This is a genomic window from Streptomyces tendae, assembly GCF_014650435.1.
GTDB lineage: Bacteria > Actinomycetota > Actinomycetes > Streptomycetales > Streptomycetaceae > Streptomyces > Streptomyces tendae.
Map to the genome: position 1 here is coordinate 558,697 of NZ_BMUY01000002.1, position 16,673 is coordinate 575,369.

Genomic DNA, 16,673 nt, shown 5'->3' on the forward strand with positions numbered 1-16,673 from the left:
TTTCGGCCACGTCGGTTCAGCCGAGGTCAGAGGCGTGCAGGGCGCGCACGCCCTCGATGTTGCCGTCCAGGTAGTGCCGCAGCGACAGCGGTACGAGGTGGACGGAGGCGATTCCGACCCGGGTGAACGGCACTCTGACGATCTCGTACTCACCGGCGGGCTCGTCGATCTCGGGACCGTGCCGCAGGGACGGATCCATGGATTCCAGGTGGCAGACGAAGAAGTGCTGCACCTTCACGCCGGTCGCGCCACCGTCCTCGCCGATGTGCTCGACGGTGTCCACGAAGCAGGGCACCACATCGCTGATCTTGGCTCCGAGTTCCTCGTACACCTCGCGGTGCAGGGCGTCCACGACGGTGCTGTCGTCCGGCTCGACCCCGCCGCCGGGAGTGACCCAGTACGGATCGACGCCGGGCTTGGTCCGCTTGATCAGGATCAGGTGGTCGCCGTCCAGCAGGACGGCGCGAGCGGTGCGCTTGACCACGGGTCGGACGGTCATGGGAGAAATGTGGCCCGGCTGGTTCCACGTGAAACATCGTGACGCAGGGCCGGTTGAGAGGCCGCCGGCTCAGTTCCAGTCGGCGGCCGTGCGCAGCAGCCACTCGTGGGCCCGGGCGATGTGCGGCATCACCAACGTGCCGGTGCGCACCACCAGGAAGTACGTCCGCAGCGGCGGCACGGGCGGATCGTGCAGGGCGACGACGTCCCCGCGCTGCAGCGCCTCGGCGCACAGATAGCGGGGCAGGACGGCGAGTCCCGCTCCTGCCACCGCGCAGGCGAGAACCGCGCGCAGGTCGGGGGCGACGACCGTGGCCGGGCCGGACGGTCGGGCGTCGAAGACGGAGGCCCAGTAGCGGGCGACGAAGGGCAGTGACTCGTGCACTTCGACCACGGGGATGTTCTTGAGTGCGGGCGCATCGGTGTCGCTGAGCTTCTCGACACCGGCACGCTCCGCCCAGTGCGGCGCGGCGACCAGGACGTGCACCTCGTCGCAGAGCGCAGTCGCCGTGAGCAGAGGGCCGCGGGGACGAGCCGTGCCGATGGCCAGATCGTGATGCCCGGCGGCCAGGCCTTCCAGGGTCTCCTCGGCGTTCCCGAAGGAGGCGCGCAGGGCGAAGGCCCGGCCGTCCTCGCCGGTGAGCCGGGAGAGCGAGGGCAGTGCGCGCTCGACGGTGAACTCGGGCGGTCCGGCCAGATGCAGGGTCCGCAGGGAGGAATCGTCGGTCAGCCCGCTCTCGGCGATCTCCACCAGGGCGTCGAGGTGCGGTGCGGTCTTGTGGGCGAGTTCGTCGCCGATGCTCGTCGGGGTCACGCCGCGGGCCTGCCGAAGGAACAGCGGGCGGCCGAGCTGACGCTCCAGCGTGCGGATCTGCGAGGTGACGGCGGGCTGGGAGAGGCCGAGCAGAGCAGCCGCGCGGGTGAAGGAACCGGCCCGGTGCACGGTGACGAAGGTGCGGAGCAAGGCCAGATCCACGAAAACCCGTCCCCTCTTCTGTTCTTCTCCAGCCCCCGCTCGTCCTCAACTATAAATATGTCGATAGCGCGCTGTCGCTACTGTGATTGGACACTGACACTGAGTCAACTAGCCTTGGTCGCGCGGTTCTTCGCGCGCGGAACCGGAGGACGGTCCGAGCCACGAGGGGGGAGGCTCGGACCGTCCGTGCGTCCGGCGTCAGTCCGCCGTTTCGTCCAGCGCGCGCAGCAGGTCCGCCACCAGGTCGTCCGGGTCCTCAGCACCGACCGAGAGCCGGATGAAGCCTTCCGGGACCGCGTCGCCGCCCCAGCGTCCGCGCCGCTCCGCGGTGGACCGCACCCCGCCGAAGCTCGTCGCGCCCTCGACGAGCCGGAGCGCTTCGAGAAAGCGATCGGCACGCGCGCGCGAGGGCAGCGTGAAGGAGACGACGCAGCCGTAGCGCTGCATCTGCTGCGAGGCGATCTTGTGGGACGGGTCGTCGGGCAGCCCGGGGTACCGGAGGCCGGTGATCTCGGGCCGCGACCGGAGCGCTTCGGCCACCCTGAGCGCGGTGGCGTCCTGCCGGTCCACGCGCAGCTGGAGGGTGGCGATCGAGCGGTGCGCGAGCCATGCCTCCATGGGGCCGGGAATCGCACCGACGATCTTGCGCCAGCGCCGTACGGCGGCCATCGCCCCGGCGTCGTGACCGGCCACGTAGCCGAGGAGGACGTCGCCGTGGCCGGTGAGCTGCTTGGTGCCGCTCGCCACCGAGAAGTCGGCGCCGAGCTCCAGCGGGCGCTGCCCGAGCGGTGTGGCGAGGGTGTTGTCGACGGCCACCAGGGCACCGCGCGCGTGCGCCGCCTCGACGAGCCGCCGTACGTCACACACGTCGAGCCCGGGGTTCGACGGCGTCTCGATCCACAGCAGCTTCGCCCCGTCCAGCACGTCGAGCTGGGCGTCCCGGCCGGTCGGCGCGGTGCGCACCTCGATGCCGTACGCCTCCAGCTGTGCGCGGACCAGCGGCAGCGCCTGGTAGCCGTCGTCGGGCAGGACGGCAGTGTCGCCGGCGCGCAGCTGCGAGAAGAGCACGGACGAGATCGCGGCCATGCCGGACGCGAAGACGAGCGTCTCCACGTCGGACCGCCCGGGCGCCTCCAGCTCGCCGATGGCGCGCTCCAGGTGGGTCCAGGTGGGGTTCTCGTCGCGGCCGTAGGTGTACGGCCCGGTCGGGTCGCCCGGCAGGTGGAAGTGGGCGGCGAACACCGGACCGGGCAGGGTGGGTTCGTGCTTGACGGGTTCGGGCAGTCCGGCCCGCACCGCACGGGTGCCGTCACCGGGTCCGGAAGCGGCCCTCCCCGTGCCCGCTCCGCCCCCGCCGTTCGTAGCGGAATCGCTCATGCCGCCCGTCCTTCCACTTGCTCGCGTACCGTGGCGAGCAGTCCGGTGCTCGCCGCCTCCACCATCTCAAGGCACTCCTCGAAGCCGTCCTGGCCCCCGTAGTACGGGTCCGGGACGTCCAGGTCACCGCCCTCGGCGGCGGGGTCGTACGACCGCAGCAGGCGCACCTTGGCCGCGTCCCGCTCCGTGGGGGCGAGACGCCGCAGGGCCCTCAGGTGCCCGGCGTCGAGGGCGACGACCAGGTCGAGACGGGAGAACCAGGACTGCTGGAACTGCCGGGCCGTGTGGTCGAGACCGTAACCGTGCTCCGTCAGTACGGCCACGGTGCGCGGGTCCGCGCCCTCGCCCTCGTGCCAGCCGCCGGTCCCGGCGCTGTCGGCCTCGACGAGGCCGTCGAGCCCGGCGTCCGCCACGCGCGCGTGGAAGACGGCCTCGGCGATCGGGGAGCGGCAGATGTTGCCCGTGCACACGAAACAGACGCGGTAGGTCATCGGGATCAGTCCCCGTCGGGCAGGAACGCGTTCAGGGCCCAGGACACGATCGATACGATCAGGCCGCCCAGGACGGCGGTCCAGAACCCGTCGACGTGGAAGCTCACGTCGAGCTTGTCGGCCACCCATGACGTGAGCAACAGCATCAGCGCGTTGACCACCAGCGTGAACAGGCCGAGGGTCAGGATGAACAGCGGGAAGGTCAGCACCTGCACGATCGGCTTCACGACCATGTTGACCAGGCCGAAGACCAGCGCGACCACGATCAGGGTGAGGGCCTTCTCCCCGGTGCTGCCGCCGGTCAGAGTGATCTTGTCGAGCAGCCACACGGCGACGGCGAGGGCGCCGGCGTTGGCGATCGTCTTGACTAGGAAATTCTTCATGTGTCTGATCGTGGCAGACGCGATCGGACACGAACGGCGAGGCAGGGGCGGACGAGGCGATGAAGGCATTCCGGCTGGACGAACTGGAGGCGGAGCGCGCCGCCAACGACGGTGCCTACCTGCAGTTCCTGCGGGAGCGGAACATGTCGGTCGGTCTGTACGCCCTCGACGCGGGGACGACCGACCCGCAGAAGCCGCACGCTCAGGACGAGGTGTACTTCGTGGTGAGCGGGCGGGCCGCGATCACCGTGGGCATGGAGACCACCCAGGTCGCCCGCGGCAGCGTGGTCTACGTGCCGGCCGGGGTCGCCCACAAGTTCCACCACATCAGCGAGGACCTGCGGGTGCTGGTGGTGTTCTCTCCGCCGGAGAGCTGAGGCCCGACCCCCGGGTTCCCTAGGGGATCGGTCAGGGGGAGACAAGGGATGCGAGGTCCCTGCCGTGGCGCTCGCGGCTCTAGCATCGAGTGCAGGACATCAGAGGACTCCCCGGGACTGCCCGGGGCTCCCCGAGAGGTGAGGGCAAGGGCGATGCGAGAGATCTTCACGGGACTGCCGTGGTGGGTGAAGTGGATCGCGGTGCCGGTCATCGCCCTGGTCGTGTTCGGCGGGCTGATCGCCAGCGTGGTCGGGTTCGTGATCGGACTGCTGTTCAAGCTGCTGGTCTTCGTCGCGCTCGTCGGCGGACTGATCTACGTCGTACGCAAGTTCATGTCGAGTTCGTCGTCACGCAGCGACTGGTGAGAGCCGTGGGACACCGGTGGCGGTAACAGGAACCACCGGTTCCCTCGGGCGAGGGAAGTTTCCCGGACGGACCGTCGGTGAGCGGTGACCGGCGGTTAGAGTCCGGAACTCCACGCGGGGGCGACCTCGCGAACGGCGTACACCCCCACCCGTGTTCTCCGCACGGCTGCCACCTCGCGTTCCGGGAGTGACCCTTGGCCACGGCTGACACCGCAATCGCTCAGCTGCACAGCCTTCCCGTGCAGCCCTGCCCGACGCCTCGGACACCCCCCGCGTCGGTCTCCGCCGACCCGCCTTCCGCGACGCTGATCGGCTCGGTGCAGCGAGCCATGCGCCTGCTCGAACGTGTCGCCGAGCACGAGTACGGAGCCCCGGCCAAACAACTGGCCCGTGAGACGGGGCTGGCGCTGCCCACGGCGTACCACCTGCTGCGCACCCTGGTGCACGAGGGCTATCTGCGCCGGGAGAAGGGGCTGTTCTTCCTCGGCGAGGCCGCCGAGCGGCTGAGCAGCAGCGGGGCCGAGCAGAAACGTCGCAGCACGGTGGTCGACACCATGGCGCGCTGGCGGGACGCGATCGGCGTCCCCGTGTACTACGCCATGTACCGGGACGGCGAGATCGAGGTCATGTGCGTCTCCGACACTCCGGGCACTCCTGCGGTCGAGGAGTGGGCGGACTTCCGCGAGACGGGACACGCCCACGCCATCGGGCAGTGCCTGCTGTCCCAACTCGACGAGGACGCCCGCCGCGACCACCTGGACCGCTATCCGGTACGACCCCTGACGCCGTACACGGTGCGTGACGGCCACAGCCTGCTGAGGCGACTGGAGCGCATGCCCCGGATGACGCCGGTGACCGAGCGCCAGGGGTACGCGCTGGGGACGGTCTGCGCGGCCATCCCGATCACCGTCGGCACCACGGCCGCCACGATGGCCATCTCACTGCCCCTCCACCAGGCCGACCGGCTGCTGCCCGCGGCACAGCGTCTGCAGAACGAGGTGGGGCGACGGCTGGGCTCACTCGCGCTCTCTATCAGTATCTGAAAACTCACTCCTTGTGATCTGGTGTGTACGTTGAGCAAGATGCCACCAGTGTTAGAGGTTTGATTCCCGGACAGTCGACGGCGAATGACGGGGTAGGCGAATGGGCGAGTCCGTACAGGCAGAGGTCATGATGAGCTTTCTCGTGTCCGAGGAGCTCTCTTTCCGCATCCCGGTGGAGCTGCGCTACGAGACCCGGGATCCCTATGCCGTACGCCTGACCTTCCATCTGCCCGGAGACGCGCCGGTGACCTGGGCCTTCGGCCGGGAGTTGCTGGTCGACGGGGTGGGCCGGCCGTGCGGCGACGGTGACGTGCGCATCGCACCGGTGGACCCCGAGCCGCTGGCCGAGGTGCTGATCCGCCTTCAGGTCGGCGGCGACCAGGCACTGTTCCGTTCCTCGGCCGCGCCCCTGGTGGCCTTCCTCGACCGCACCGACAAACTGGTGCCTCTGGGCCAGGAGGGTGCGCTCGCCGACTTCGACAGCCACCTCGACGAAGCCCTGGACCGCATCCTGGCAGAGGAACAGAGCGCGGGCTGAACCGTTACGGCAGCCCCGCGGCGATGACGTAACGCTTCGCCGGGCGGGGCCTCAGCGCTTACGGCGACGGCCCCGCCCACCGCGTGCGGACGCTCCCGCTCCCGCTGCCGTCCCCTGACCCTGAGCCGGTCGGTCCGCCGACACGACCAGGGCGGCGAGGGCCGTGGTCACCGGCACGGAAGCCACCAGGCCGATCGATCCGACCAGCGTCCGCACGATCTCCTCCGCGACCAGTTCGCTGTTGGCGACCGTCCCCACACCGCTCTGCGCGATCGAGAACAGCAGCAGCAGGGGCAGCGCCGCGCCCGCGTAGGCGAGGACGAGCGTGTTCACGACCGAGGCGATGTGGTCGCGGCCGATGCGGATGCCAGCGCGGTACAGACCGCGCCAGCCCATCGTGGGGTTGGCCTCGTGCAGTTCCCAGACCGCCGACGTCTGCGTGACCGTCACGTCGTCGAGGACACCGAGCGAACCGATGATGACCCCGGCGAGCAGCAGACCGCTCATGTCGATCGACGGGTACAGGCCGTGGATGAGGCCGGTGTTGTCGTCCGTGTTGCCGGTGAGCGCGGCCCAGCCGATGAAGAGCGACCCGAGCACGCCGATCAGCAACAGCGAGATCAGGGTGCCGAGCACCGCCACGGACGTGCGGGCCGACAGCCCGTGGCACAGGTACAACGCGATCAGCATGATGGCGCTGGACCCGATCACCGCCACGACCAGTGGGTTCGAGCCCTGCAGGATGGCGGGCAGGATGAAGAAGTTCAGCAGCAGGAAGCTGATGGCCAGCGAGACCAGTGCCATCAGGCCGCGCAGCCGTCCGACCACCACGACGGCCAGGGCGAAGATGCCCGCGAGCAGGGCCAGGGGGAGCCGGCGGTTGATGTCGGTCACCGAGTACTGCAGGTCCTTGGGCGCGGAGGGCTCGTAGGCGACCACCACCTTCTGGCCCTCGTGCAACTGCCGTGACTGGTCCGGCTGCACGATCTCGTCGAACGTACGGCCCTTGTCGTCCCCGGTGTCGACCCGGATGGTCGCCCGCTTGCACTCGCCCTCCGCCTGCTGCACCGCGGAGGAACCCTCGGCGGTGGAGGTGTCGCCGGTCGGGGTACCGCCCGAGGCGTTGACGGACTGGCAGCTCAGCTTGACCACCTTGGTCACGGTGGCCTGCTGCGTCTGCCGGTCGAAGCCGACCCCGGTGCGCTCGTGCGGCGGTGCGCCGCCCGGCCACAGCACCGCGAGTCCGACCACCACGGCCGCCGCGAAGGGGATCAGGATCGCGGCGATGACCTTCCGCAGATGCCGGGAGACGGGGGCCGCCGGTCCGTGGCCGTGCGAGTGCCCGTGACCGCCGCCCGCACCGTGACCGCCGCCCGCACCGTGACCGCCGCCCGCGCCGTGCCCGCCGCCCGCGCCGTGACCGTCCCCCGCGCCGTGCCCGTGATCAGTCCCATGTCTGCCGTCCCTCGTGCCGTGAGCGTCGACGGGGACGTGGCCGACTGCCCGGCCGTCGCCCTCTTCGGCGTGCGGTCCGCGGCCGGGCCGACGCGGCGGGAAGGAGGGATGCTGCGGTGTGGTCACCGCCCGATCATCGCAAGAACGAGGGGGGCCCTCTGTTCACCGCGCCCGAATGGGCGCTAGCGTGGAGGCACCTTTGTACACGCGGGAGCTCGGAGCACCGGGCTGAGAGGGCGCTGACCTCCGTCCCAGCGATGTTTCACGGGAAACGTCACCGAAGTCGAGTGATGTATCCCACGAAGCGTCGACCGACGGAATCCGCTGCGTCGACCGCCGAACCTGTTACCGGGTAATGCCGGCGTAGGGAGTAGGTCTCATGACCATCAAGGACGCACGCACGCCTGCCTCCGCACAGAACTCCGCACAGAGCTCCGTCCAGGAGGACACCGCGGAGACCACGGAGGCCGGGAAGTCCATCGGCTGGCACAAGGCGTACATCGAGGGCTCGCGCCCCGATCTGCGGGTGCCGGTCCGTCAGGTGCACCTCACCAACGGCCAGTCCGTCACGCTGTACGACACCTCGGGTCCGTACACCGATCCACTGGTCGACACCGATGTCCGCAGGGGGCTCGCACCACTGCGGGAGAACTGGATCATCGCCCGCGGCGACACCGAGGAGTACGCGGGCCGGCCCGTCCGCCCCGAGGACGACGGAATCAAGCACACCTCGCCGCGTGGCGGCCTGCGCAACCTCGACGCCGTCTTCCCCGGTCGCCCGCGCCAGCCCCGCCGGGGCCGGGACGGCAAGGCCGTGACCCAACTCGCGTACGCGCGGCGGGGCGAGATCACGCCGGAGATGGAGTACGTGGCCGTCCGGGAGAACGTCTCCCCGGAGGTGGTCCGCGAGGAGATCGCGGCGGGGCGTGCCGTGCTGCCCGCCAACGTCAACCACCCGGAGATCGAGCCGATGATCATCGGCAAGCGGTTCCTGGTGAAGGTGAACGCCAACATCGGCAACTCGGCGGTGACGTCCTCCATCGAGGAGGAGGTCGACAAGATGACCTGGGCGACCCGGTGGGGCGCCGACACGGTCATGGACCTCTCCACCGGCCGCAACATCCACACCACGCGCGAGTGGGTCCTGCGCAACTCCCCCGTCCCCATCGGGACCGTGCCGCTCTACCAGGCCCTGGAGAAGGTCGACGGCCGGGCCGAGGAGCTGACCTGGGAGATCTACAAGGACACCGTGATCGAACAGGCCGAGCAGGGGGTGGACTACATGACGGTCCACGCCGGTGTGCGCCTTGCGTACGTACCCCTGACCGCGAACCGCAAGACCGGCATCGTCTCGCGCGGCGGATCGATCATGGCGGCATGGTGCCTGGCGCACCACAAGGAGTCGTTCCTCTACGAGAACTTCGAGGAACTCTGCGAGATCCTCGCCGCCTACGACGTCACCTACTCGCTCGGCGACGGCCTGCGTCCGGGGTCGATCGCGGACGCCAACGACGAGGCGCAGTTCGCCGAGTTGCGCACCCTCGGGGAACTCAACCGGATCGCCAAGCGTTGCAACGTACAGACCATGATCGAGGGCCCGGGACACGTCCCGATGCACAAGATCAAGGAGAACATCGACCTTCAGCAGGAGATCTGCGATGAAGCTCCGTTCTATACGCTCGGCCCGCTGACGACGGACGTCGCGCCGGCGTACGACCACATCACCTCCGGCATCGGTGCCGCGATGATCGCCTGGTGGGGCACGGCAATGCTCTGCTACGTCACGCCCAAGGAACATCTGGGCCTGCCCAACCGTGACGACGTCAAGACCGGCGTCATCACCTACAAGATCGCCGCCCATGCCGCCGACCTCGCCAAGGGTCACCCAGGTGCACAGGAGTGGGACGACGCGCTGTCGGACGCCCGGTTCGAATTCCGGTGGGAGGACCAGTTCAACCTGGCCCTCGATCCCGACACGGCACGGGAGTTCCACGACGAGACACTGCCGGCCGAGCCCGCCAAGACTGCCCACTTCTGTTCCATGTGCGGTCCCAAGTTCTGCTCGATGAAGATCTCGCAGGACATCCGCCGGGAGCACGGGGGCAGCAAGAGCGAGATCGAGGAGGGCATGGCACAGAAGTCGAAGGAGTTCGCGGCGGCGGGCAACCGCGTGTACCTGCCGATCGCGGACTGAGAGCACCGGCGCGGGGAGGGGGACAGGCCGCAGGGTCCGCCCTCTCCCCCCGGCGGGGCGCCGCTCGGCAGACTGGACGCATGACAGTCACCTCCCTGAGCAAGGGTGCCAACGTTCCCGTCGACTCCCCCGCGGTGCGCGTCGAACTCGTGTGGTCCGCCGGGCCGGGCGTTCCGGAGCTCGACGCCTCCGCGCTGCTGCTCACCTCGGCCGGACGAGTGCGGGACGACGGTGACTTCGTCTTCTACAACCAGCCCCGTCACACGTCCGGCGCGGTGCGGCACCTGGGCAAGCGTGGCGGCTCCGGTGCGGACGCGGGTGTCACGAGCGATGCCGTCGAGGTGGACCTGAGGTCGGTGGAGACGGCTGTCGAGCGCATCGTCCTGTGCGCCTCGGCGGACGGCGGGACGTTCGGCCTGGTACCGGGGCTGTCGCTGCGAGTGCTGGACGCAGCCACCGGCACCGGGCTGGCCCGGTTCGACATCACGGCCGGGCCGGAGACCGCGCTGGTCGGCGGCGAACTGTACCGGCGCCAGGGGAGGTGGAAGTTCCGTGCCGTCGGACAGGGGTACGCGGCCGGACTCGCGGGGCTGGCCACCGACTTCGGCATCACCGTGGACGACGACGCTCCCCCGGCGGATGCCGCAGCCCCGGCCACCACCCGGCCGACGGCTCCCCGGATGCCGACCCCACCGCCGACGGCCGCCGCACCGCCTGCCCCACCGGCACCGTCTGCATCGCCAGCGCCGCCAGCGCCGCCCGCACCACCAGTGCCGCCGACCCCGGCGCCGGCCGTCACCGGCCCCCGTCTCACCAAGGGCGAGGAACGCCTGCCCGTGGACATGCGCAAGCGGCTTTCCCTGCGCAAGGAGCAGGTCGCGGTCAGCCTGAGCAAGCACGGGGCGGCCGGGGTCACGGCGCGCGTCGTCCTCGTACTGGACGCCTCCGGGTCCATGTCCCTCCTCTACTCCAAGGGCGTCGTCGCGGACGTCGTGGAGCGGATGGCCGCCGTCGCCGCGCAGTTGGACGACGACGGGGAGATGCAGGCATGGACCTTCGCCTCCAACCCGGCGCGCCTGCCGGACCTGAGTCTGGGCGAGCTGCCCGAGTGGCTGCGGCTGCACGTACGCGTGGGGGAGATCAGTCTGTTCCGGCGAGGCAGGAAGAAGGGCCTGCACCCCGAGCAGGTCGACATGCGGGCGGTCGGCATCCAGAACGAGGAGCAGAAGGTGATCGCCGAGGTCCGGGCCTTCGTCCGGGAGAATCCGGCACCGGTTCCGACCCTGGTGCTGTTCTTCTCCGACGGCGGTGTCTACCGCAACGCCGAGATCGAGCGGGAGCTGCGGGAGGCGGTGGAGGAACCGATCTTCTGGCAGTTCGTGGGGCTCGGGCGCGCCAACTACGGGGTGCTGGAGCGGTTCGACACCCTGCCGGGCCGTCGCGTCGACAACGTCGGCTTCTTCGCCGTCGACGACATCGGCACCGTACCGGACCCGGAGCTGTACGACCGTCTGCTGTCCGAGTTCCCGTCCTGGATCACTGCCGCCGGCCGGGCGGGCATCCTCTGAGTCGCTGCCCGCCCGTGCCGGTGGCTACTCGGGCCGGTGTTCCGGGCCACCGAAGTCCGGGCTGCTGTAGTCCGGACTCGAGTAGCTCGGACGCGGTCCCGCGTCGGGGCCGCCGTCGGGGCTGGTGAACCCGGGACGGCCGTACCCCAGGTGAGGCATGCGGCTGCTGCTCGGGGCCGTCGGTCCCGTGCGGTGCAGTGCCGCCGTTCCTGATTCGGCGAGCGCCTCCCGCAGGAAGGGCAGGATGCCCCGTTCCAGCAGGGCCTCGTGCCAGGCATCCCTGGCCCGGGCCACCTCCTCGTCGCGGGCGCTGTACAAGCCGGACTCGGCCGAGGGGCGGTTGCGCAGCGCGGTGAGCAGCAGCCCCACCGCGGCGACGAGGATCGCCACCGCGGTCACGGCGCCGAACACCCAGCCCGTGGTGAGCATGGTCTGCGCGAAGGTCTGCCCCGGGTCGAGCATCTTCAGCAGGTAGCCGACCAGCAGGAATATGGCCGCGGCGGTGCCGGCCAGGACCGGTGCCAGGACGGCGACGACGGCGACGGCCCCCGCACCGGTCGCCTCGGCCATCTCGCCCATGGTGGCGGCGAGTCCTCCCGCACCCGAGCCCTGCTCCTGGGAGCCGGGTTCGCGGGTGGTGGAGGACGGGCCCGAGGGCGCCGGGCGGCGCGATTCCTCGCGGACCTTCACGTAGTGCTGGTACTCGGTCGTGGCCGCCGCCGTGATGAGGGCGGTGGCGTTGAGTGCCATGGTGCGCAGTTGTTCGGAGTTGAGCCGCTGTCCGACAGCGGCCAGCTCCGGGCGGTGTGGTGCGGAGCGCAGCGCCTCGTCGAGGATCCGCTCGTACTCTTGGCGGTCCTCGTTCGGCAGGTGCTGCGGAACGCTGTTCATGTGCATCCCCCGATGCTCCGTAGGGCTTGGGGCTCGCATGCCAACGAGCCGTCGGGCAGAAACGGAGGGGAGCCTGCTACGGATAAGCCGATGGTAGAGCGGTGACGGTGGAGGGTGACAGGGGGTTTCCAGAAATTGAGTGCCGGTCCGTACGGACGGCACCACCGCGAAAGCCGTCCGAGGAACGGTCAGGCGCCCAGCGGAAGTTGCTGGACCAGCAGCTTTCCGGCCATGGTCACGCCGCCGTCCATCGCGATGGCCAGGCCGTCCGCGTAGACGTGCGGACCCTCGACCACGGTACGGGTGTCGTCCTCGCCGTCCTCGGAGCCGACTTCACCCAGCAGGTAGGGGATGGGGCTGTGGCCGTGAACGATCCGGGTGCCGCCGTACGTATCCAGGAGTGAGCGCACGGCGTCGGCGCCGCCCTCGTCGCGGAAGGAGAAGCGCTTGGTGAACTTGCGGAACAGGTCCCACACCTCCTCCGCGTCGTTGCGCGTGAGCGTCTCGCGGACGGTGTCGTTGACCTCTTCGATGGAGCGGCCGTAGTCGAGGTAGGTGGTGGCGTCCGAGTGGACCAGGAGGTGGTCGTCGACCTCCTCCATGGCGTCGAGGCGGGCCATCCACTGGAGGTGGTGGTCCTGGAGGCGGTCCATGTCGGTCTTCTGGCCGCCGTTCAGCAGCCAGGCGGCCTGGAAGGTGGCGGTGCCCGCGCCGGAGTTGACGGGCGTGTCGCCGAACCGCTTGGCGCCGAGCAGCAGCAGTTCGTGGTTGCCCATCAGCGCCTTGCAGTAGCCCCCGGCCGCGGCCGCCTCGGCGGACAGCCGCATCACCAGGTCGATGACGCCGATGCCGTCCGGGCCGCGGTCGGTGAAGTCGCCGAGGAACCACAGCCGGGAGGTGCCCGCGCACCACTGGCCGGCGTCGTCGACGAGGCCCTTCTCGCGCAGGGCGGCCAACAGCTCGTCGAGGTAGCCGTGCACGTCACCGACGACGAACAGGGGGCCCTGGCCGGTGGCCGGCTGCTGCACCGCGGCCGGTGCGGGGTCGACCGCGACCTGGACCGTGTCACCCCGACGGATGACCGGCAGATCGCGCTGAGTGGGCGTGTAGCCCTCGGGCAGGGCCTCCTCGGGCCCCTCCTCAGAGGGCGGCTCGGGCTCGCTCGCGTGCGCGCCGGGGGCAGCGTACGGAGCGGTCTCGTGGACGTACGCGGGTACCCGGAAGTCGCGCACCGTCGCCGTCCGCTCCACCTCGGGTCCCTGACCGGCCCCCTGAGTCATCGACCCCTCCACCATCGCGCCGCATCTGCACCGCTTCGGACTGCCTGGTCGCAGCGGCCCGCGGTGTGTGGGCCCATCATAGGAATGCGGATCGCGCTGTGTGATGACCCAGGGGTGGTGAATCAGGACAGGACACTGGTTCACTGCGGCTTTCGCCCCGATTGGGCCTGGCTTCGCCCGTCCGCAACCGGGGCTCGGCGGTGTTCCGGATGTGCCGTGTGTGGCTTCGCCGCCCCGTTTCGGCGCCCTGTTTCGCCGACCGTCGCCGTCCTCCGCCGCCGTCCTTCGCCGTCCTCGTCCGTCGTCCTCCTGCTCCTCCGCCGTCGTCCGTCGCCGCCGCAGGGGGTGCCGGCCGGGTCATGCGTGCGAACGCGACCCGGTGAGGCCCCAGGTCCGCCCTATTCGCGCTCCGGCGACCGCGGCGGGCTGACGGTCGTACGCGGCGGGCGCCGCTGCGACGACGTGCGCACGATCAGCTCGGTCGGTATCACCTGCTCGACCGGCTGGTCGGAGTGCAGCCCCTCGATGGCGTCGATGAGCACCTGGATCACGGCGGTGCCGATACGGCGGGGCTTCAGCGACAGGGTGGTGATGGGGGGCTCGGTGCTGGCGTACACGGTGGACTCGCTGCAGCAGACCAGCAGCAGGTCCTCGGGGACGCGCAGTCCGTAGCGGCGGGCGGCGGCGAGGAGGTCGGTGCCGTTCGGGTCGAAGAGGCCGTAGACGGCGTCGGGCCGGTCCGGACGGGCGAGCAGCCGGTCGGCGGCGACCGCGCCGGCACACGGGTCGTGCGCCGGGTATGCCTCGTAGACCGGGTCCTGGCCGACGCGTTCGCACCAGCGCAGGTAGGCGGTGGTCGACAGATGGGTGTACGTGTCGGTCGTGGTGCCGGTGAGCAGGCCGATCCTGCGGGCGCCGGCGTCGGCGAGGTGGTCGAGGATGCCGAGTACGGCCGCCTCGTGGTCGTTGTCGACCCAGGCGGTGACCGGCAGCGAGCCGGCCGGGCGGCCGTCGGAGACGACGGGTAGGCCCTGGCGGACCAGTTCGCTGACGACCGGGTCGTGGTCGGAGGGGTCGATGACGACCGTGCCGTCGAGCGCGACGTTGGACCACACGTCGTGCCGGGAGGTCGCCGGGAGGATGACGAGGGCGTAGCCGCGGGCGAGCGCGGCGGAGGTGGCGGCGCGCGCCATCTCGGCGAAGTACGCGAACTCGGTGAAGGTGAAAGGTTCATCCCCGTACGTCGTCACGGTCAGGCCGATGAGTCCGGACTTGCCGGTGCGGAGCGTGCGGGCGGCGGCCGAGGGCCGGTAGCCCAGTCGGTCGGCGACCTCGCGCACATGGCGCCGGGTGGCATCCGGGAGTCGGCCCTTGCCGTTGAGGGCGTCGGAGACGGTAGTGATGGATACTCCGGCGGCGGCGGCCACGTCCCTGATGCCCGCCCGGCCCGGCCGGCTGCCTCGACGTGAGGTTTCCGCGCGGCTCACCTGGTGCTTCCCTGCTGCTGTCATGGCGAGCCGATAGTAGGGCTCATGGGGTGGGGTAGTGCGGACGCATATGCACGCGTTGACAGTCACGTTTCTGCATGATCATAAACAGTGAACAGCCTTGGAAAGTAAGCCAGTTGGGTCCACTCATCCCATTACCTGACGTGTTGACCGGTGAGTGCCTGCGGGGTGGCGGATGTTGCGAAGAGGTCTCAACTCACCTGCACGAGGGATGCGCGCCACGGCGTGAGCCACCGGCGCGTAGATATATGTGCGGCGCGCCCCCCGAATCGTGCGCCTTCGTGCCTTGATGCCCTTGATGCCGGTGTGACGGACGAGGTCTGCCCCACCTCGCCCCTCTCTCCCACCTATACGCAGCGGCGGCGAATCCTCATAAGGTGAGAAGTATTCGATGCCGGTGGTGGTCACGAGGAGGACTGCGGTGAGCGAGAAGAGCCCCAAGCTGCGCGCCGAGCTGGAGGGGATTCCCACCTACAAGCCGGGCAAGCCCGCCGCGGCCGACGGCCCGGTGGCCTACAAGCTGTCCTCCAACGAGAACCCGTACCCGCCGCTGCCGGGGGTGATGGAGACGGTGACGGCCGCCGCGGCCTCCTTCAACCGGTACCCGGACATGGCATGCACGTCGCTGATGGCCGAGCTGTCGGACCGCTTCGGGGTGCCCCTGGCCCATCTGGCCACCGGCACCGGGTCGGTCGGTGTGGCCCAGCAGCTGATCCAGGCGACCTCGGGCCCCGGCGACGAGGTGATCTACGCCTGGCGCTCCTTCGAGGCGTACCCGATCATCACCCAGGTCAGCGGCGCGACGTCCGTGCAGGTGCCGCTGACGCCGGGCGAGGTGCACGACCTGGACGCGATGGCGGACGCGATCACCGACCGGACCCGGCTGATCTTCGTCTGCAACCCCAACAACCCCACGGGCACGGTCGTACGGCGGGCCGAGCTGGAGCGGTTCCTGGACCGGGTGCCGAGCGATGTGCTGGTGGTCCTCGACGAGGCATACCGCGAGTTCATCCGCGACGCCGAGGTCCCCGACGGCGTCGAGTTCTACCGTGAGCGGCCCAACGTCTGCGTCCTGCGCACCTTCTCCAAGGCCTACGGCCTGGCTGGTCTGCGGGTCGGCTTCGCGATCGCCCACGAGCCGGTGGCGGCGGCGCTGCGCAAGACGGCGGTGCCCTTCGGGGTCAGCCAGATCGCCCAGGAGGCGGCGATCGCCTCGCTGCGCGCGGAGGACGAGCTGATCGGCCGGGTCGGCTCGCTGGTGTGCGAGCGCACCCGGGTCGTCGACGCGCTGCGCGCGCAGGGCTGGACGGTGCCGGAGACCCAGGCCAACTTCGTCTGGCTGCGGCTGGGGGAGCGCACGCTCGCCTTCGCGGACGCCTGTGAGCAGGCCGGCGTGGTCATCCGCCCCTTCGCGGGTGAGGGCGTGCGCGTGACGGTCGGGGAGAGCGAGGCGAACGACATCTTCCTGAAGGTGTCGGAGGACTTCCGCAAGGAGCTGTAGCCCCCGCCGGGGCGGGACGACGAAGCGCGGGTCGGCAGGTGCCGTCCCGCGCTTTCGCATGCCGCGGGAGCTCCGCCCGTCCCTGGAACTCAACGGTTTGTTGAAGATCCGGCAGAGGGGTTGACGTCACAGGGGACCCCCCTTCCGGTGTCGAAAAGCAGTAGGTCATAATTGCTTGTGAATGTGAACGCGTTCACAAGCGTGTCCCGATTGCGCCCGCGTTGGGT

16 protein-coding genes are annotated in these 16,673 nt (G+C 70.1%); 7 read left to right on the forward strand and 9 right to left on the reverse strand.

What is annotated here, in order from left to right; all coding sequences use genetic code 11:
• Positions 1–16: 16 nt before the first annotated feature.
• The 5 genes from IE258_RS07500 to IE258_RS07520 form a co-directional block, all read right to left on the reverse strand.
• Entirely contained in the window at positions 17–499 is a 483-nt protein-coding gene (locus IE258_RS07500; protein WP_127891972.1) for an NUDIX domain-containing protein, read from the reverse strand.
• Positions 500–568: 69 nt separating this feature from the next.
• Positions 569–1,474, reverse strand: a complete 906-nt coding sequence (locus IE258_RS07505) for a LysR family transcriptional regulator (RefSeq protein WP_189740492.1) — start codon at positions 1,472–1,474, stop codon at positions 569–571.
• A gap of 198 nt (positions 1,475–1,672) precedes the next feature.
• A complete protein-coding gene (locus IE258_RS07510) occupies positions 1,673–2,851 on the reverse strand; it encodes a cystathionine gamma-lyase (RefSeq protein ID WP_189740494.1) in 1,179 nt (392 codons plus the stop codon).
• Complete coding sequence (locus IE258_RS07515; protein ID WP_189740497.1) at positions 2,848–3,342, reverse strand: low molecular weight protein-tyrosine-phosphatase; 495 nt, start codon at positions 3,340–3,342, stop codon at positions 2,848–2,850. The genes IE258_RS07510 and IE258_RS07515 overlap by 4 nt, the downstream gene beginning before the upstream one ends.
• Before the next feature lie 5 nt (positions 3,343–3,347).
• Positions 3,348–3,725, reverse strand: coding sequence for a phage holin family protein (locus IE258_RS07520; protein WP_127891969.1), 378 nt, complete (start codon positions 3,723–3,725; stop codon positions 3,348–3,350).
• Between the two features lie 59 nt (positions 3,726–3,784).
• Here IE258_RS07520 and IE258_RS07525 point away from each other — a divergent pair, with 59 nt between their 5' ends.
• The 4 genes from IE258_RS07525 (at position 3,785) to IE258_RS07540 (ending at position 6,049) form a co-directional block, all read left to right on the forward strand.
• Positions 3,785–4,102 carry a cupin domain-containing protein gene (locus IE258_RS07525; protein WP_003975009.1) on the forward strand — a complete coding sequence of 106 codons (318 nt, stop codon included), beginning with the start codon at positions 3,785–3,787 and terminating at the stop codon, positions 4,100–4,102.
• A 153-nt stretch (positions 4,103–4,255) separates the two neighbouring features.
• A complete protein-coding gene (locus IE258_RS07530) occupies positions 4,256–4,468 on the forward strand; it encodes a DUF5326 family protein (RefSeq protein ID WP_007388908.1) in 213 nt (70 codons plus the stop codon).
• Positions 4,469–4,785: 317 nt separating this feature from the next.
• Positions 4,786–5,511, forward strand: coding sequence for an IclR family transcriptional regulator (locus IE258_RS07535; RefSeq protein WP_159324913.1), 726 nt, complete (start codon positions 4,786–4,788; stop codon positions 5,509–5,511).
• A 100-nt stretch (positions 5,512–5,611) separates the two neighbouring features.
• Entirely contained in the window at positions 5,612–6,049 is a 438-nt protein-coding gene (locus IE258_RS07540; RefSeq protein WP_127891967.1) for an SsgA family sporulation/cell division regulator, read from the forward strand.
• Between the two features lie 51 nt (positions 6,050–6,100).
• Here IE258_RS07540 and IE258_RS07545 read toward each other — a convergent pair whose 3' ends face one another.
• On the reverse strand, positions 6,101–7,630 hold the full coding sequence (locus tag IE258_RS07545; protein WP_189740499.1) for a YibE/F family protein: 1,530 nt from the start codon (positions 7,628–7,630) through the stop codon (positions 6,101–6,103).
• A 253-nt stretch (positions 7,631–7,883) separates the two neighbouring features.
• Between IE258_RS07545 and thiC the strand changes: the two genes are divergently transcribed.
• Together thiC and IE258_RS07555 are read left to right on the forward strand one after the other, a co-directional pair.
• Complete coding sequence (gene thiC, locus IE258_RS07550) at positions 7,884–9,698, forward strand: phosphomethylpyrimidine synthase ThiC (RefSeq protein WP_229891973.1); 1,815 nt, start codon at positions 7,884–7,886, stop codon at positions 9,696–9,698.
• Between the two features lie 80 nt (positions 9,699–9,778).
• Complete coding sequence (locus IE258_RS07555) at positions 9,779–11,266, forward strand: VWA domain-containing protein (RefSeq protein ID WP_189740502.1); 1,488 nt, start codon at positions 9,779–9,781, stop codon at positions 11,264–11,266.
• A gap of 24 nt (positions 11,267–11,290) precedes the next feature.
• Here IE258_RS07555 and IE258_RS07560 read toward each other — a convergent pair whose 3' ends face one another.
• The 3 genes from IE258_RS07560 to IE258_RS07570 all read right to left on the reverse strand — a co-directional run bounded on the left by IE258_RS07560 (position 11,291) and on the right by IE258_RS07570 (position 14,948).
• Positions 11,291–12,163 (reverse strand): hypothetical protein, encoded by an 873-nt coding sequence (locus IE258_RS07560; protein ID WP_189740505.1) that lies wholly within the window; start codon positions 12,161–12,163, stop codon positions 11,291–11,293.
• A 182-nt stretch (positions 12,164–12,345) separates the two neighbouring features.
• The gene (sppA, locus tag IE258_RS07565; protein ID WP_268256313.1) at positions 12,346–13,452 is read right to left on the reverse strand and encodes a Ser/Thr/Tyr protein phosphatase SppA; all 1,107 of its coding nucleotides are present in this window, start codon (positions 13,450–13,452) and stop codon (positions 12,346–12,348) included.
• A 383-nt stretch (positions 13,453–13,835) separates the two neighbouring features.
• Complete coding sequence (locus IE258_RS07570; protein ID WP_087808419.1) at positions 13,836–14,948, reverse strand: LacI family DNA-binding transcriptional regulator; 1,113 nt, start codon at positions 14,946–14,948, stop codon at positions 13,836–13,838.
• 418 nt (positions 14,949–15,366) lie between these two features.
• On the opposite strand from IE258_RS07570, the gene hisC reads away from it, so the two are divergent.
• Complete coding sequence (hisC, locus tag IE258_RS07575; protein ID WP_159324907.1) at positions 15,367–16,446, forward strand: histidinol-phosphate transaminase; 1,080 nt, start codon at positions 15,367–15,369, stop codon at positions 16,444–16,446.
• Positions 16,447–16,673 lie beyond the last annotated feature (227 nt).

Excerpts from the sequence above, each read along its gene's own strand:
- IE258_RS07500 (WP_127891972.1), bottom strand. The coding sequence starts at position 499 with ATGACCGTCCGACCCGTGGTCAAGCGCACCGCTCGCGCCGTCCTGCTG.
- IE258_RS07510 (WP_189740494.1), bottom strand. The coding sequence starts at position 2,851 with ATGAGCGATTCCGCTACGAACGGCGGGGGCGGAGCGGGCACGGGGAGG.
- IE258_RS07515 (WP_189740497.1), bottom strand. The coding sequence starts at position 3,342 with ATGACCTACCGCGTCTGTTTCGTGTGCACGGGCAACATCTGCCGCTCC.
- IE258_RS07520 (WP_127891969.1), bottom strand. The coding sequence starts at position 3,725 with ATGAAGAATTTCCTAGTCAAGACGATCGCCAACGCCGGCGCCCTCGCC.
- IE258_RS07525 (WP_003975009.1), top strand. The coding sequence starts at position 3,785 with ATGAAGGCATTCCGGCTGGACGAACTGGAGGCGGAGCGCGCCGCCAAC.
- IE258_RS07530 (WP_007388908.1), top strand. The coding sequence starts at position 4,256 with ATGCGAGAGATCTTCACGGGACTGCCGTGGTGGGTGAAGTGGATCGCG.
- IE258_RS07540 (WP_127891967.1), top strand. The coding sequence starts at position 5,612 with ATGGGCGAGTCCGTACAGGCAGAGGTCATGATGAGCTTTCTCGTGTCC.
- thiC (WP_229891973.1), top strand. The coding sequence starts at position 7,884 with ATGACCATCAAGGACGCACGCACGCCTGCCTCCGCACAGAACTCCGCA.
- IE258_RS07555 (WP_189740502.1), top strand. The coding sequence starts at position 9,779 with ATGACAGTCACCTCCCTGAGCAAGGGTGCCAACGTTCCCGTCGACTCC.
- IE258_RS07560 (WP_189740505.1), bottom strand. The coding sequence starts at position 12,163 with ATGCACATGAACAGCGTTCCGCAGCACCTGCCGAACGAGGACCGCCAA.
- sppA (WP_268256313.1), bottom strand. The coding sequence starts at position 13,452 with ATGGTGGAGGGGTCGATGACTCAGGGGGCCGGTCAGGGACCCGAGGTG.
- IE258_RS07570 (WP_087808419.1), bottom strand. The coding sequence starts at position 14,948 with ATGACAGCAGCAGGGAAGCACCAGGTGAGCCGCGCGGAAACCTCACGT.